This is a genomic window from Kaistella yonginensis (assembly GCF_030409525.1).
Lineage (GTDB): Bacteria > Bacteroidota > Bacteroidia > Flavobacteriales > Weeksellaceae > Kaistella > Kaistella yonginensis.
In genome coordinates this window covers 13,210-28,247 of the sequence record NZ_JAUFQB010000056.1, presented here as the reverse complement: position 1 = coordinate 28,247, position 15,038 = coordinate 13,210, and the positions used below count along the sequence as shown (strand labels likewise).

General features: G+C 35.9%; 15 protein-coding genes. 11 read left to right on the top strand and 4 right to left on the bottom strand.

Annotated elements, in window-relative coordinates; all coding sequences use genetic code 11:
• Positions 1-21: 21 nt before the first annotated feature.
• The 7 genes from QWY78_RS11395 (at position 22) to QWY78_RS11365 (ending at position 7,693) form a co-directional block, all read left to right on the top strand.
• Entirely contained in the window at positions 22-453 is a 432-nt protein-coding gene (locus QWY78_RS11395; RefSeq protein ID WP_290219888.1) for an META domain-containing protein, read from the top strand.
• A gap of 101 nt (positions 454-554) precedes the next feature.
• Positions 555-1,778: a GTPase HflX gene (hflX, locus tag QWY78_RS11390; RefSeq protein ID WP_290219886.1), complete on the top strand. Its 1,224-nt coding sequence runs from the start codon at positions 555-557 to the stop codon at positions 1,776-1,778.
• An 86-nt stretch (positions 1,779-1,864) separates the two neighbouring features.
• On the top strand, positions 1,865-2,785 hold the full coding sequence (locus QWY78_RS11385) for a glutaminase (protein WP_290219961.1): 921 nt from the start codon (positions 1,865-1,867) through the stop codon (positions 2,783-2,785).
• A gap of 113 nt (positions 2,786-2,898) precedes the next feature.
• Positions 2,899-3,585, top strand: a complete 687-nt coding sequence (locus tag QWY78_RS11380) for a hypothetical protein (protein ID WP_290219884.1) — start codon at positions 2,899-2,901, stop codon at positions 3,583-3,585.
• Between the two features lie 9 nt (positions 3,586-3,594).
• The gene (locus QWY78_RS11375) at positions 3,595-5,676 is read left to right on the top strand and encodes a hypothetical protein (protein WP_290219882.1); all 2,082 of its coding nucleotides are present in this window, start codon (positions 3,595-3,597) and stop codon (positions 5,674-5,676) included.
• Positions 5,676-6,893, top strand: a complete 1,218-nt coding sequence (locus tag QWY78_RS11370) for a hypothetical protein (RefSeq protein WP_290219880.1) — start codon at positions 5,676-5,678, stop codon at positions 6,891-6,893. The genes QWY78_RS11375 and QWY78_RS11370 overlap by 1 nt, the downstream gene beginning before the upstream one ends.
• A gap of 89 nt (positions 6,894-6,982) precedes the next feature.
• The gene (locus QWY78_RS11365; RefSeq protein ID WP_290219878.1) at positions 6,983-7,693 is read left to right on the top strand and encodes a DNA alkylation repair protein; all 711 of its coding nucleotides are present in this window, start codon (positions 6,983-6,985) and stop codon (positions 7,691-7,693) included.
• Between the two features lie 24 nt (positions 7,694-7,717).
• Here QWY78_RS11365 and QWY78_RS11360 read toward each other — a convergent pair whose 3' ends face one another.
• Positions 7,718-8,098 (bottom strand): group III truncated hemoglobin, encoded by a 381-nt coding sequence (locus QWY78_RS11360; RefSeq protein WP_290219875.1) that lies wholly within the window; start codon positions 8,096-8,098, stop codon positions 7,718-7,720.
• 201 nt (positions 8,099-8,299) lie between these two features.
• Between QWY78_RS11360 and QWY78_RS11355 the strand changes: the two genes are divergently transcribed.
• Together QWY78_RS11355 and QWY78_RS11350 are read left to right on the top strand one after the other, a co-directional pair.
• Entirely contained in the window at positions 8,300-8,791 is a 492-nt protein-coding gene (locus QWY78_RS11355; protein WP_290219873.1) for a YkgJ family cysteine cluster protein, read from the top strand.
• A 112-nt stretch (positions 8,792-8,903) separates the two neighbouring features.
• Entirely contained in the window at positions 8,904-9,194 is a 291-nt protein-coding gene (locus tag QWY78_RS11350; protein ID WP_290219872.1) for a hypothetical protein, read from the top strand.
• Between the two features lie 153 nt (positions 9,195-9,347).
• Here QWY78_RS11350 and gdhA read toward each other — a convergent pair whose 3' ends face one another.
• The 3 genes from gdhA to QWY78_RS11335 form a co-directional block, all read right to left on the bottom strand.
• Positions 9,348-10,706, bottom strand: coding sequence for an NADP-specific glutamate dehydrogenase (gdhA, locus tag QWY78_RS11345; RefSeq protein WP_290219870.1), 1,359 nt, complete (start codon positions 10,704-10,706; stop codon positions 9,348-9,350).
• A 184-nt stretch (positions 10,707-10,890) separates the two neighbouring features.
• Positions 10,891-12,000: a DNA-processing protein DprA gene (gene dprA / locus QWY78_RS11340; RefSeq protein WP_290219868.1), complete on the bottom strand. Its 1,110-nt coding sequence runs from the start codon at positions 11,998-12,000 to the stop codon at positions 10,891-10,893.
• Between the two features lie 28 nt (positions 12,001-12,028).
• Positions 12,029-12,799: a rhomboid family intramembrane serine protease gene (locus QWY78_RS11335; protein WP_290219866.1), complete on the bottom strand. Its 771-nt coding sequence runs from the start codon at positions 12,797-12,799 to the stop codon at positions 12,029-12,031.
• 150 nt (positions 12,800-12,949) lie between these two features.
• Between QWY78_RS11335 and QWY78_RS11330 the strand changes: the two genes are divergently transcribed.
• Both QWY78_RS11330 and QWY78_RS11325 read left to right on the top strand, forming a co-directional pair.
• A complete protein-coding gene (locus QWY78_RS11330; protein WP_290219864.1) occupies positions 12,950-14,059 on the top strand; it encodes a DUF3078 domain-containing protein in 1,110 nt (369 codons plus the stop codon).
• 45 nt (positions 14,060-14,104) lie between these two features.
• Positions 14,105-15,019, top strand: a complete 915-nt coding sequence (locus QWY78_RS11325) for a DUF3078 domain-containing protein (protein ID WP_290219861.1) — start codon at positions 14,105-14,107, stop codon at positions 15,017-15,019.
• Positions 15,020-15,038: the final 19 nt, after the last annotated feature.

Below are 15,038 nucleotides of genomic sequence, written 5' to 3'. Positions count from 1 at the left end.
TGCTAAAGGAAAATTTTAAAAATGAAGAAAATTAAATATGGTTTTTTAGCCGTTTTCACAATGCTTTTATTAGCGAATTGCACCACCCAAACCAAGGTTCCGGAAAATGTAAAACGTGAATGGATGCTAGTAGAGTTTCAGGACTTTTCTAAGGATTTAATGGTGAGTAGTAAAGCCAATCTTAACCTAACTAAACAAAATAACCCAGGAAGGTTCTCAGCAAATATGGGTTGTAACAACCTATTTGGACAAGTGATTTTTGATCAAAATGCGACCGTAAAATTTTCAGAAATGGGAAGTACGATGATGTTTTGTGACAAAAGCATGGATTTAGAAGCCGCCTTTGGAAAAGAACTGCCACTGATGACCAATTATAAAGTAGAAGGTCATTTTCTTACTTTAAGCAATGCCAGTGGAATGAAAATGAAGTTTGTTGCAGCAGACTGGGATTAACGAACAAAAGTGTACACTGAAAATCTCCGCTAATTTTTGTTGAGATTTTTCAATGATGAAATGCAAAGTATTATCTTTGTACAAATGCCGAAAGGAAATTTATGCTAGACAAAAAAGAACATTTATACGAAAAAGCCGTATTAATCGGTTTAATTACACAAAATCAAAGTGAGGAAAAACTCTCAGAATATCTTGATGAATTAGAATTTCTGGCTTTTACCGCAGGAGCAACTGTTGAAAAACGATTTACCCAAAAATTAACAACACCTGATCCCAAAACTTTTATCGGAAGCGGAAAAGCACAGGAAATAAGAGATTATATTAAAACAAACGGAATTGGAACCGTTATTTTTGATGATGAACTATCTCCCTCTCAATTGAAGAATCTTGGAAAAGAAATGGAGGAAGTCAAGATTCTCGACCGAACCAATTTAATTCTGGATATTTTCGCCCAAAGAGCCCAAACTTCTTACGCACGCACGCAAGTAGAACTTGCGCAATATCAATACTTGCTCCCTAGATTAAGCAAAATGTGGTCTCACCTTGATAAACAAAAAGGAGGAATCGGGATGCGTGGCCCTGGTGAAACTGAAATTGAAACCGACCGAAGGATTATCCGCGATAGAATATCCTTATTAAAAGAAAAACTGAAAAGCATCGATAAACAAATGGCGACGCAAAGACAAAACCGCGGCAAAATGGTGCGCGTGGCTTTGGTCGGTTACACCAACGTAGGAAAATCTACCTTGATGAATGCCATTTCAAAATCCGATGTTTTTGCCGAAAACAAACTCTTTGCAACTTTGGACACGACGGTACGGAAAGTCGTTATCGGGAATTTGCCTTTTTTATTGACTGATACAGTAGGGTTTATTCGAAAACTTCCTACCCAACTGATTGAAAGTTTTAAGTCAACTTTAGATGAAGTTCGTGAAGCCGATTTACTGATTCACGTGGTAGATATTTCTCACCCTGGATTTGAAGATCAAATAAAATCGGTCAATCAAACCCTTATGGAGATTGATGCCCATCAAAAACCCATGATCATGGTCTTTAATAAAATTGATGCTTTTGCCTACGAGAAAAAGGCAGAAGATGATTTAACACCAGAATCGAAAAAGAACATTTCTTTAGAAGAATGGATGAAAACCTGGATGTCCAATTCACAATTTCCAACGGTTTTTATTTCTGCATTAAATAAAGAAAACTTCCCAGAGATGAAGAAAATGATTTATGAAGAGGTTTTAAAAATTCACACGGCCAGATTCCCTTACAATGATTTCTTGTTTGAATATCATGATGAAGAACAGGAATTAGAAAACTAAAATACCCTTTCTTGCTTAAGAAAGCTTCTTTAAAATGCTTGATTTATTAAGCATTTTTTTATAACCCTTCATTTCTATTTTTCATGATGAAACCTGATTATCAAAAAATTATCTCAAATGTTTATGCTGATATTTTAAAAAAACCAAACAGCGGAAAAGTTCCCAATTACATCCCGGAAATTGCTTGTATTGAGGAACATAAATTTGGCGTTCATTTCACCGACTTAGGTTTGAATAATTTTGGATGTGGTAATTTTCAAGAGAAATTCTCTGTTCAAAGTATATCCAAAGTTTTCGCCTTGTCATTCGTCTATGAAAAATTGGGCGAAAAACTTTGGAAAAGAGTCGATGTAGAACCATCGGGGAATCCTTTTAATTCTTTGCTTCAGTTGGAGGCCGATCATGGCATTCCGCGAAATCCTTTTATCAATGCGGGTGCTTTGGTAATTTGCGATATTTTATTGGAAATCTGCGAAAACCCGAAAGAAACACTGCTCGAATTTATTCGAGACGTGGCAGAAGACGACGAAATTTTCTTTAATGAAAAAGTCGCTCAAAGTGAAATGGATCATAGCTATAGAAATACCGCCATGTGTAATTTCATGAAATCCTTTGGAAATATTCATAGCAAACCAAATTCGGTGATCGATCTTTACTGTCACCTTTGCTCCATAGAAATGACCTGTGAGCAGTTGAGTAAAAGTTTTTTATACTTAGCAAACGGAGGTAGAAAACCCACCGACCGCCGCCAAATTTTACCTTATCTTAAAGCCAAAAGAATCAATGCAATTTTGCTCACTTGTGGTTTTTATGATGAATCTGGTGAATTCTCTTTTCTCGTAGGTTTACCGGGAAAAAGTGGTGTTGGTGGAGGGATCATTGCAATTTTACCGCAGAAATATTGCATTGCAGTCTGGAGCCCAAAGTTAAATGTAAAAGGAAATTCTTATCGTGGCATGAAATTCCTCGAGGAGTTTACCACCCAGACCGGCGAAACGATTTTTTAACATTTACAAGATCAAATTTTAGAAAACAGTTGATTTATTATTATATAATTAATAAAATCCCGTTTCCTTCTTCCTATTTTTGTATAATAAGCTTAAAAATTTATCTTTGTGAAATGCATTTAACTCATTTTGTAAAGTCTTGTTTAAAATCTTTTGCCATTTTATTCGTTTGTTTTTCTTTGACAAGCTGCTTTGATATTCTGGATAAAGTGAATATGAGAGCGGACGGAAGTGGAGAATACTCGCTGATCCTCAACGCCAGTAAAAGCAAAACACGCCTTGCTTCGATTTCTAAAATGGAAACCATCAACGGAAAACCCGTTCCAAAGAAAGCAGAAATACAGCAAAAAGTCGCAGATGCTGCGGCTGTTTTTAAAACAGTTCCCGGAATTAGCAATGTACAAACAAGTCTGGATTTTCAAAATTATATCATAAAATTAAGTTGTAATTTCAAAAATATTGCAAACATCAATGCGGGAATAGAACGTTTAAAAGATAAAAAAATCATCGGGAAACTCATTCCTTCGCAATTATACGCCTACCATTCGGGAACCAAGACTTTTACGAAAAATAAGATCAATACGTACAAAAACGACTACGAAAAATTAAATAATGCAGATAAGGAAATCTTTAATTCGGCAAAATACACGACCATTTTACAATTCGAAAATTCGATAAAATCACAGACAAACAAGGCTTACAGTATTTCGCCCAACAAAAAAGCCTTAAAACTTGAGGGCAATGTTTTGGATTTTATTCTTCAGAAAAAGCAATTTTATACCACCATTATCTTTAATTAAAACACTTATATGAAATATTCTGTAATCCCAAAATTTCTTTGTCTTTTAAGTTTCTTTTATATTGGAGCCCTCTCTGCACAAAATAAATTTAAACTGCCAGAAAACACCGTTTTATATCTGGAAATGAACGGAAATCAACTGAATAATAAAGTAAACTGGGCTAAATTTAACCCTATTTTTCAAGAGATTTTTCAAAAAGAGGATAAGAAAACAATCTGGACTGACTATTCGAAAACAGGCATTAAATATGATGAAACCCAATTTCATTACGCTGTTGCGAATGATTCTATCAGCTCTTACAACGCCCATTTTATCGTTGATGATCAAACACGCTTTCTAAATTTCATTAATTCCGCCAAAAAAGAAGGATTAGAAATTACTAAAAAAACGAAATACTCCTATGTGAGTTTAAATGAAAACACTTTTATTGCCTGGAATGACAAGCATGCAGTCTTAAAAACCATTTATTATACCAAGCCTTTTTCATACGATGATTCGCTGCTTGATACAGACAGCACCATGGTTGAAGACAGCGCTACCATTGAAAAGACATGGCCAGAAGGCGAGGATGATGATGCGGTAGAAGAAGCGATTTCTATGGATAAAGCTTTCGATTACAAGGAAGAAATTATATTTTTAGAAGAGGAGCTCGTTTACTACAAGCAGCAAATTAGCGATTCCCAAACTGAAATTGAAAATATAAAAAAGAGTATTGCGTATCTTAAAAAAAACCACAAATACCCACCCTCAAAACCAGATGATGTGCAAGATGCTGATGTGCAAGATGATGTGCAAGATGATGTGCAAGATGATATGGAAGATGAGGAAGAAGATAAAACATATTTCGAAGAAGATGGATCCGATGAAGACTATACGAAAAGAAGGGATTCTATTAAAGTAGAAGAATTTAAAATCGTAAGAAAATTATCCGAATTATTTTTTGATGAAGTTTTTGCTTCTAATTTTATAATTGAAGTTCCTACCACAAAAACTAAATTTAAAGATGTAAAATCGGATCTGTTCGTTCATACTAATTTTGCTCATTTCTATAAAAGCAGAACGGGCATCAAAGGATTCCCAGCCTTTGGCCTGTGGCAAAATTACTTAGGTAAAATGTATGATGCCGACTCCTCGTATAATCTGTATTTTGAAAAGGACAAGGTGCGGTTGGTTACCGATTACCAACACCAAGATCCTGCGGTACAAAAGGCGATTGCCGAAATTTATAAAAACAAACCCAACAGAAAACTAGCAAAACTGTTGTCTGATAAAAGTATAGGCTATTTTGCCATGAACATCAATGGCTACAAAAGTTTTGATGCCATGTACGATTTGATGGAAAATACCGGCGAAAATCAAGAATATCAAAATGAAATTTCTTTGGTCGTAGAAACCCTGAAAATTGCACTGGATGAAAAAGCCATCTCGAAAATAATGCCTGGAAATGCCATTTTTATCTTGAATGACTTGAAGAGCAAAAAAGTAGCATACACCAAGTATGAATATGATGAAGATTATAACGAAAAAGAAGTTCAAAAAACAAAAGATGTTACCGTACCCAATTTCACTTTTGCTTTTATTACAAAAAATGAATCCTATTGGAATCGGTTTTTTGAAATGATATCTACTAATAAAAAAACAGCAAAAAAATTTACCAAAAAAGGAGCGTTTTATGAGTTAAAAGATCAAGAAAACAGCGCCGTAGACCGTTTGCTATTTTCTGTAAAAAACGGCATTGTTTACATCACCACTTCGCCTGAAAACATAATTGCAAACCCACCGTCTTCAACAACGAAGAAATGGGCAAAATCAGCAAGCAAGCATTCTCTTTCTGGCTGGCTGAATGTACAGAAATTGATGCCGGGTTTAGAAAGCGAATTCACCACCAAAGAAAACAAAGCAATGTATGATTACATGAGAAAAAATATGGGCGAAATTACGTATAAAACAGATGTTAAAGCAGAGCGCTTGCAATCTGAAATGACTTATAACATCCGCGGTTCTTCTGAAAACAGCCTCATGTATTTCTTAGATTTATTTGATGAAATTTATAAAATAATGAAACCGATAGAAAAGAGTAAAAAATTATAATGAATAAAAAGAGCCTTTTCACCAGCCTTTTTATTGCTTTTGCCATTGGTCTTTATTTCTTTCTCTACCATCGAAATAAAACGTTAAAGTTCGTGCCCGACCAGGCTGATATCATTGTGTTAATTGATGTGAAAAAATCTGCGCGACAATCACTCTGGAGCTTGGCAACCGAACCATCGAACTGGTTGAAGACTTCAAAAAGTAAATCCACGATCAGCTCTTTTAGAAAATCAGGTCTTAAAATTCCCGATTTCTTGCAGGTTTTTCATTTGCGGAATACCCAAATAACCGCTTGGTACACGGTACTGGAAATTGATGACAACAAAAAATTATTTGGCTATTTAGAAAAACATCAATTCATTAAAAATGAAGAGAAGATCTATCAAAAAGACGATCTATTCATTCATATTTCAGGGGATAAATGTCTCATCGGAAATTCTAAAGAAGGCTTTCAAAACTTGCAAAATTGGTTGTTAAAAGATCATCTGCAAAAATATTTTCATGCAGATCAGTTTATTAATAATACCGTAGCGAGTATTTCCTTTCTTGATGCCGGTAAAATTCAGAACTTCGAAATCAATTACCAGCACAACCAAATTGAAATTAAAAACAGTGCCACGAGTTCTTCTCTCACAAGTTTAGTCCAAAAACTTGAACAGAACGCTCCGTTTTTAGAAGCAGAATTAGACCTTAAAAACATCAGCAATCTTACGCAATTTTATCACAAGGGATTTGTAGATTCTGCCCACATTTCAGGCATAAGGGCCAAAGCAAACCTGGAGAAAGTAAATGATACCATCATCACTTATACTTATGACGACGACTATAATGAAATTGAAAAAAGAAGCGTACAAAAAATCGTGCAGCCCAACTATGCGATCGTGGCAAAAAGTCCTCAACCTGAAAAAACATGGGAATATCTGCAAAATAAAAAATGGATCAATGCCAAAAACCAATTCACCATTATTCCTTTTCAACCCAATCTAATTTCTAAGGACCAAAATAAATCACTCCTACAATCGACCAGAAACCCCATAGAAATTAACAAAACGCAAAATAAAAATTATCTGTTTATTAAGAACAGCAATTTGCTCTCTTCATTTTTCAGTATATTTAATGCTAACGAAAAAAAAATACTCTCTAAAATCGATTATATATTTTACGCCAATCACGAGCAAGTATATTTTGTGCGGATTAAATTTAAACCTACAGAATAGCCTCTGCTGTTACGCCTGGAAGATCCTCAACTGTTTTTTATAGCTATATATGTACAACGATTGCCTAATAAAAGCCTCTATTTTTCAATATGGTCCATCAAATTAAATCAGCACTACAAGATCTTTCTCTTCCTGAAAAGAAAGAATTCTTACCCAAATTTTTCAAAGCCGGAAAAGGCGAATATGCCGAAGGAGACCAATTTATTGGGGTAACGGTGCCCGACCAAAGAAAAGTTGCGAAAGAATTTCAGCATAAAATTTCATTGTCAGCTTTGCTTGAGCTTCTGTCTTCGCCCATTCATGAACATCGGCATTGCGCTTTATTGATGTTGGTTTCGAAATATGAAAAAACAAAACAAGCTTCAGAGCAAGAAGAACTCGTCGATTTTTATTTAAAAAATAAACAATACATCAACCATTGGGATTTGGTTGATACCTCCTGTTATAAAATTTTGGGGTGCTATTGTTTTGAAAGACAAGATGATCGTATTCTCCTGCATTTATCCAACGAAGAAAATTTGTGGAGCAAAAGAATTGCAGTTGTTTCAACAATGTTTCACGTAAAAAAAGGCGCATTTGATTTACTTAAAATCTTAGCAATCAAGAATTTAAACCACACCCATGACTTGATGCATAAAGCAAATGGCTGGCTTTTGAGAGAAATGGGGAAAAAAAATGAACAAGAACTTTTGGATTTTTTGAATATACATTATCACCAAATGCCCCGAACAACACTTCGTTATGCCATCGAAAAATTAGATGAGCAACTACGCCAGGCGTATTTAAAAGGAAGAATATAAGCGTTGGTTCACCTGCAAGAATCATTAAAATCTTCTGGCCATTTCCATTTTATAACCCATCAAATTCGCAATATTTGTCGCTTTGTAAATGGCCAACTCCGCCATCTCTCCCGCAAAATTTTCTTCAACAGTTTCCGTCCACAACTTCACCCAATGAGCAAAATGTGCTTTTTCTAGGGGTACTTTATCATTGATCGGGAAATGCATCGCCATTGGGTTTCCTTTATAAGAAATCTGGCCGAACAAAAGCGTCTCCCAAAAAGAATACATTTTCGGCAAATGATGCGCCCAATCTACCTTTGCAACATCATTGAAGAAAAAGCCAATCTTATCATCATTTTGAACTTTATCGTAAAATAAGTTAACTAAATCCTCAATATCTTGCCTGGTTTCCAATTTTTTCATGGTTCAAAATTAGGTAATTTTTTACGCAAACACTTATGACTGCAATCATTCTTTTTTATTTGGGCGGACAATTCGCGCTATCCGTTCCTACTCCTCAGTCGGTCCAGACCTCCTTGCGGGGTATCCACTTCTATCGCGGCCGCAGCGCAAGGCCCCGATTAAAATACAGATTCAAAAAAAAATAACACTTACTTTTGCACTATGAATCTAGCGTTTTATAAAAATCAAGCTCTTTTAAAACAGAAAGAACACAAAAAATTTCTGGAAAGCCTGAAGAAAAAACCACCAAAAGACCTCGATTATAAAGTACAGGAAACCCATGATCAAGTGTTCGAACGAATCGATTGTTTGCAGTGCGCCAATTGTTGCAAAACAACCGGACCACTTTTCACACCAAAAGATATTGAAAGAATTGCCAAGCACCTTAAAATGAAAACGGCCGATTTCGAGGAGAAATTCTTACAATCAGATGAAGATCAAGATCAGGTTTTGCAAAACCTGCCCTGCTTGTTTTTAAATGATGACCACACGTGTTCTATTTACGATGTTCGCCCCAAAGCCTGTCGAGAGTTTCCACATACCGATCGAAAAAAAATCTATCAAATTAATAATCTAACCCTTAAAAATACCGTTGTTTGTCCCGCTGCATTTGAGTTTGTGGAAAGGTTGAAAAAGAATTTAGAAAAGAAATAATCGTGGCCTAACCCTCTTAAAAACTAATAAAGTACGTTAAACTTTGTTAGCGAAAATGTATTTCGTAATTTTTCTGCGTTATTGCTCTATATAAACCAAAAAAAAATAGGTTATGAAAAAATCAATGTTAGCAATCGTTCTTTTAGTTACGGGTGTAACCTTCGCCACCGCCCAGAAAAAAGAAAGCACCAAATTACAGAAAGCTCAAAAAACAGAAGCCGCAAAAACCGCAGAAGTTGCCACAGAAGTTCAGTCGAATGAAATGGTGAAACCCGAAGCTTCCGAAGCCAAAATACAAGAGGAGGAACAAGCAAAAGCTGCTGAAATGAATGCCAAGGAAGCTGCAAAACCCACTGATGATTCACTTTCTGTGCAAAAAGCGAGAAAAGAAAGCGTAGAATAAATTACCTTTGGGTTGTTCTAAAAATAGACTTACAAGAAATAATAAAAAGCATTGAAAACTCAATGCTTTTTATCCTTTCACTTTACTTTTTTTCCCATTTCCCCGGGACAGGTTGTAAGAAAAAAGCCGGAGCAAAACTCCGACTTCTCTATTTTATACGACACCCTGAGCCAACATAGCTTCGGCAACTTTTACAAAGCCCGCGATGTTTGCGCCTTTCACGTAGTTTACGTAACCATCATCTTCTTTACCATAATCTCTACATGCTTTGTGAATACCGATCATAATTTCTTTTAATCGTGCATCAACCTCTTCAGAAGACCAGTTCAAACGAATAGAATTCTGGGTCATTTCTAAACCTGATGTTGCTACTCCACCAGCATTAGATGCTTTTCCTGGCGAAAATAAAACTTTACTATCTAGAAAATAATTAATGGCATCTAAAGTTGAAGGCATATTGGCAGCTTCTGTTACACAGATTACTCCATTAGCCACCAAGGCTTGCGCATCTTCTAAGAACAATTCATTTTGCGTTGCAGCAGGAATGGCCACATCACACTTTACATCCCAAGGTCTTTTTCCTGCGAAAAATTTCGCACTCGGGAATTTGGTTACGTAATCTTCTGCGCGGTTATTTCCAGAGGCACGAAGCTGTAATAAGTAATCTACTTTTTCACCAGAAATACCATCTTCATCATATACATAACCATCAGGTCCAGAAATTGTTAATACTTTTCCGCCTAATTCATTCACTTTTTTCACTACACCCCAAGCTACATTTCCAAAACCGGAAACTGCAAAAGTTTTACCTTTCACTTCTTCACCGATCGTTTTCAGCATTTGTTCACAAAAATAAACAACGCCATATCCGGTAGCTTCCGGACGGATTAATGAACCACCATATGCCAACCCTTTCCCGGTAAGTACGCCGGTAAATTCATTACGTATTTTTTTATATTGTCCGAATAAATAACCTACTTCTCTGGCTCCAACGCCGATATCTCCGGCTGGAACATCCGTTTCTGGACCGATATATTTGCACAATTCTGTCATAAACGCCTGGCAAAAACGCATCACTTCCATATTAGATTTTCCCTGAGGATCAAAATCTGATCCCCCTTTGCCACCACCCATTGGAAGTGTTGTTAAAGAATTCTTGAAAGTTTGTTCGAATGCTAAAAATTTAAGTACCGATAAGTTTACAGTCGGATGAAAACGAATTCCCCCTTTATAGGGTCCGATTGCAGAGTTCATCTGAATTCTAAATCCTCTATTTACCTGAATTTCACCGGAATCATCAACCCATGGAACGCGGAAAATAATGGTTCTTTCTGGTTCTGCCATTCTCTCCAACAGTTTCATTCCATTATATTCTTTACGTGTGGCGATGAAAGGAATTACTGTGGTAGCAACTTCTTTTACGGCTTGTAAGAACTCTGGCTCATTGGGGTTTTTCGCTTCGATGTGCGCGATAAATTCCTGAATTTTTTGCTCTACGTTGTAGTGTTCCATATGAATTGAGAATTAATACGAACAAATTTAATCTTTTTTCCGTACCTACAAGAAAAACTTTAAATATTATTGAATTATCACTAATATTAGCGTTTATTTTTATTAATTCAACAAAACAAACCTTAGAAATAAATAAAATTGAACAATTTTAACATATTCATCAATTTTTAAGAACAGCCAAAATCTAAATACATAAATATTGTCTACCTGAAAGTGCTCTAATGCAACCAAGAATCTCTAGTTGCAGCAAATCGGGTAAAATTTTGTAGGTGGGGATTTCCAGTTTCTGAGAAATTTCATCTAATGACAAGGGAATTTTTCGATCTAAAATATTTAAAATTTGCTGTTGATGTTCTGGCAATAAAACGATAAGCTCAGAACTTGGGAAAAGCTGGCCTACTGTTTCATTCTCCTTCAGAAAACCCAGTTGTTCAATCAAGGTCGAAATGGTTGAGATGATGGCTGCTTTATTCTGGTGAATAAGCTGATTACAACCTTGGCTGTATTTTTCATCCATTCTGCCGGGTAAAGCATAAACCTCGCGGTTGTAATTATTAGCAAAAGTTGCCGTACTGATCGAGCCACCACCAAAAGCGGTTTCTACGACAATTGTAGCGGGCGAAAGCCCTGCAATAACGCGATTTCGCTGTATGAAGTTTTCACGATCTGGCTTTTGGGAAGAGTTGAATTCGGTGAACAGAACACCATTATTCTCTAGTATTTTTTGGGAAAGCTTTCGGTTTTTGGCCGGATAAAGGGTGTGAAACCCATGTGCTAACACGGCAACAGTAGGCAGATTATTTTGAATGGATGCCTCATGAACTTCTGCGTCTGCACCAAGAGCCAAACCGCTAATCGTTATTAAATTTTCGTTTTTAACTGCGGCCAAAAAATCTTGTATGAATTGCTTTCCGTAGGCCGAAAGATTTCTGGTACCCACCATACTTACAGCCTTTTTTCCAGGATCAAAATTTCCTTTCTGATATAAAATTGCCGGTGCATCTTCACATTCATTTAACAGAGTGGGCAACTCACCCAGATGGCGAAGGTTAATATGAATTGCGTTTTTTTCGCAAAAAGCGATTTCTTTTTCCGCAAATTTTAAATGATCCGACTTTCCTATTTCGACTGCGATTTTTTTTCCAATGCCAAAGATATTTTGCAATCCAGATTTAGAAAGTTCCCAAACTTCTTTTGCAGAACCCACCTCAGCAACCAACTTGCGAAAAATCACATCACCGATTAAAGGGCAATGGCGCAGTGCGATAGCATAAAGGGTTTCTTCGGAACGCATAAAGAAGTTTTACCAAAAGTATCAAAAATTATTCATTTTTACGAAGTTCATCGAGTCGTTCCCACACATTTTCTTTCTTTTTGTAGGGAAGCTCCAGGAAATCTTCTGGGTGATTTTCTTTGTATTCCTGCCAAAGCTTATCGTCTTTCTCGCTGTAATAGTTTGGGAACTCCCAAATAAACCTCACTTTTCTTTCGCCTGATTTGCGGAAAACGAACGCCATGATGATACCGATTACCGCTCCCGATAAATGTGACTGCCAGGAAATCCTGCTGGGTTCGGCGAGGTTAGAAAATAGTTCTTCTGGTAAAACACCCCAAATCAAACTACCATAATACAAAGCAACAACCAATGAAACGGTTAAAAATTTCATATTCCATCGAAATACACCGCTGAAAAATATAAAAAATGCAAGTACATAAACAATTCCGCTCGCTCCGATGATACAAATGGGGTTAAACGTTCCTGTATCAATGTCTAACGAAGGCAAAAGCCACACTAAAAAGCCAGTTAAAATCCAACCAAGAAAAAGAATCTTTCTCGCAATAAAAGGATAGAATTGGTAGAGTAGAAAGATTAAAACAAAAATAGGAACTGAGTTTCCAAAGATATGCTCTAAACTTCCGTGCAAAAAAGGAGACAGAAAAATCCCCTTCAAACCGTAAGGGCTGAGCGGTATAATTGCGCCTGAACACCCGCTAAACCACCCAAGATATTGCAAAAAAAAACCCAACCACATTGCCACCACCATTAGAGAGGCATACAATACAGCTTTTAAATTTAGGTGGGTTTTGAACATGTTTTACTTTTTGGCAAAAACGCAACCAAATTTATTTATGGACAATTATGGTTAAATGTTTATATAAATGTAATTAAAATCAGACAAAATGTGCGAAAACTCTACCTAACAAGTTTTGTAAATTGTTAGTTTGTCTTAAATTTGCAAACTATGAGAAATCTGCTAACCCTAATTTTATCAGTAACTTCTTTGCTGTTATTTGCGCAAAATAATAGAAATATTTTGTCGGAAATTGATTCAATCTCGCAACAGAGGTGGAATGCGGTTTCCTTGGATGTAGACAGTTTGGCAAATCCTACGTTTGAAAAGTTTAAAGTTCAATTTAAAGACACCATTGTGATTTTCAATAAGGTAGACTTGGTGAAAACAGAAAACGATATCCCCGTAACGCCTTATAATTTACTTCAACTAAAGGATCCTATAAAATGGTTTTATTACGGACAAAATAATTTAGTATTTAACCAATCTTCGTTCTCCAACTGGAATTCCGGTGGCAATAGCAATATCGGAATTATTGGAAAAATCAACTATAATTTGAGTTATAAAAACGGACTGCATTTCTTAGACAACAACCTACAACTAGGCTATGGTTTTGTTTCTTCTCAAGCAGAATCTTCCCGTAAAACCGAAGATTACATTAACATCATGGCGAATTATGGATATGATGTCGGTCGAAATTATTATTTATCTACTGGGTTTCAATTTTTATCGCAGTTTTCTGCAGGATATAATTATTCGCTCACACCCAATCCTTCATTTAATGATCGAATTTCCAGATTTATGTCACCGGGATATCTCTATACCGGGGTCGGTGTTTTATATAATCCAAATGAAAATTTTCAGGTTATTTTTCGCCCGGTCAATGGGAAATTTACTTTTGTGACCGATCCCGCTTTACAGAAAATAGGAAAGTATGGACTGGAAAGAGATGGGCAGTCTACTCGTGCAGAACTTGGAGCTTTGGTCAATATTCTTTATCGATTAAATATTTCCAAAGATATCAATCTGGTAAATCAGGTTAATTTGTTCAGCAATTATCTCTTTAATGCTGAACGAGTAGATATTGCTTATAATGGAACACTTACCATTAAATTTAATAAATTCATTAAAACAGTGGTTAGTTTAGACCTTTTGTATGATCACGATCAAATGCAAAGATTGCAGTTAAAACAAACTTTAGGGATTGCTTTATCCTATAATCTTGGCTTTGAAATCAAAGAAAAAAATAAAAAAATGATCAAGCCTTTTATTACGAAATAAAAAAGCAATTAAAATTTATATTTATACACACAAAACACTTAAAAGATGAAAAAATTATTTTTATTGGGAATCCTATTGTCAGGATTCCTACACGCACAGGATAAATCCGAAGAGATACTGCAAGACAGTTTAAAACACTGGTCAGTGCAAGGACAAAACACATTAATGCTTAATCAAGCTGCTTTCTCGAACTGGATTGGTGGCGGTGCAAACAATGTAGGTTGGATCGCTGGATCAAATTATAATATGACCTACGAAAAAGGTAATGACTTATTAGAGAATATTGTAATTCTGGGCTATGGACAAAATAACACAAAAGGTTTAGGGAATAGAAAAACCCAAGACATCATTAACCTTTCTAGTAACTACGGAAGGAAAATCTCTAAAAATTGGTACGTTTCTGCTGGCGCAAGTTTATTAACACAGTTTGATGCCGGTTATGAAGATGGAAACAATCCAGCGGCAGCAAAAATCTCTAACTTTATGGCGCCTGGTTATGTGAATATTGGTACAGGTTTCACCTACAGACCAAGTGATAATTTTACGATGACGCTACGCCCAGCCAATGCTCGATGGACTTTCGTACTCGATAAAGATTTACAGTACGCCGGAAATTACGGTTTAAAAAATGATGGCGATACCTCTTTATTCCAGTTTGGTTTTTTAGGAACAGCCGTTTACAAATTACAATTAATGGAGAATATTACTTTGATAAATTCTGCATCTGTTTTTTCTAACTATCTCGACCATCCCGAAAGGCTGGTTCTTTCGTACGGAGGTGTTTTAAATATGAAGATCAACAAGTATATTTCTTCAGTCATCACTTTAGATGTATTGTATGACCATAATCAAATATGGAAAACTCAGGTAAAACAAACACTCGGAGTTGGTGTAGCGTACACGATTGATAATGGCATAAAAAAATCAGAAAACAACAAAACAAATCGCAGTTGGAAATAGCTTGAAAATCCAGCTAAAT

What these genes read in the sequence shown, in the direction of transcription:
- QWY78_RS11350 (WP_290219872.1), top strand. Translation starts at nt 8,904, where the DNA reads ATGAAAAAATCAATGTTAGCAATCGTTCTTTTAGTTACGGGTGTAACC.
- QWY78_RS11360 (WP_290219875.1), bottom strand. Translation starts at nt 8,098, where the DNA reads ATGAAAAAATTGGAAACCAGGCAAGATATTGAGGATTTAGTTAACTTA.
- QWY78_RS11355 (WP_290219873.1), top strand. Translation starts at nt 8,300, where the DNA reads ATGAATCTAGCGTTTTATAAAAATCAAGCTCTTTTAAAACAGAAAGAA.
- gdhA (WP_290219870.1), bottom strand. Translation starts at nt 10,706, where the DNA reads ATGGAACACTACAACGTAGAGCAAAAAATTCAGGAATTTATCGCGCAC.
- QWY78_RS11395 (WP_290219888.1), top strand. Translation starts at nt 22, where the DNA reads ATGAAGAAAATTAAATATGGTTTTTTAGCCGTTTTCACAATGCTTTTA.
- QWY78_RS11380 (WP_290219884.1), top strand. Translation starts at nt 2,899, where the DNA reads ATGCATTTAACTCATTTTGTAAAGTCTTGTTTAAAATCTTTTGCCATT.
- hflX (WP_290219886.1), top strand. Translation starts at nt 555, where the DNA reads ATGCTAGACAAAAAAGAACATTTATACGAAAAAGCCGTATTAATCGGT.
- QWY78_RS11325 (WP_290219861.1), top strand. Translation starts at nt 14,105, where the DNA reads ATGAAAAAATTATTTTTATTGGGAATCCTATTGTCAGGATTCCTACAC.
- QWY78_RS11370 (WP_290219880.1), top strand. Translation starts at nt 5,676, where the DNA reads ATGAATAAAAAGAGCCTTTTCACCAGCCTTTTTATTGCTTTTGCCATT.
- QWY78_RS11330 (WP_290219864.1), top strand. Translation starts at nt 12,950, where the DNA reads ATGAGAAATCTGCTAACCCTAATTTTATCAGTAACTTCTTTGCTGTTA.
- QWY78_RS11365 (WP_290219878.1), top strand. Translation starts at nt 6,983, where the DNA reads ATGGTCCATCAAATTAAATCAGCACTACAAGATCTTTCTCTTCCTGAA.
- QWY78_RS11375 (WP_290219882.1), top strand. Translation starts at nt 3,595, where the DNA reads ATGAAATATTCTGTAATCCCAAAATTTCTTTGTCTTTTAAGTTTCTTT.
- QWY78_RS11385 (WP_290219961.1), top strand. Translation starts at nt 1,865, where the DNA reads ATGAAACCTGATTATCAAAAAATTATCTCAAATGTTTATGCTGATATT.
- QWY78_RS11335 (WP_290219866.1), bottom strand. Translation starts at nt 12,799, where the DNA reads ATGTTCAAAACCCACCTAAATTTAAAAGCTGTATTGTATGCCTCTCTA.
- dprA (WP_290219868.1), bottom strand. Translation starts at nt 12,000, where the DNA reads ATGCGTTCCGAAGAAACCCTTTATGCTATCGCACTGCGCCATTGCCCT.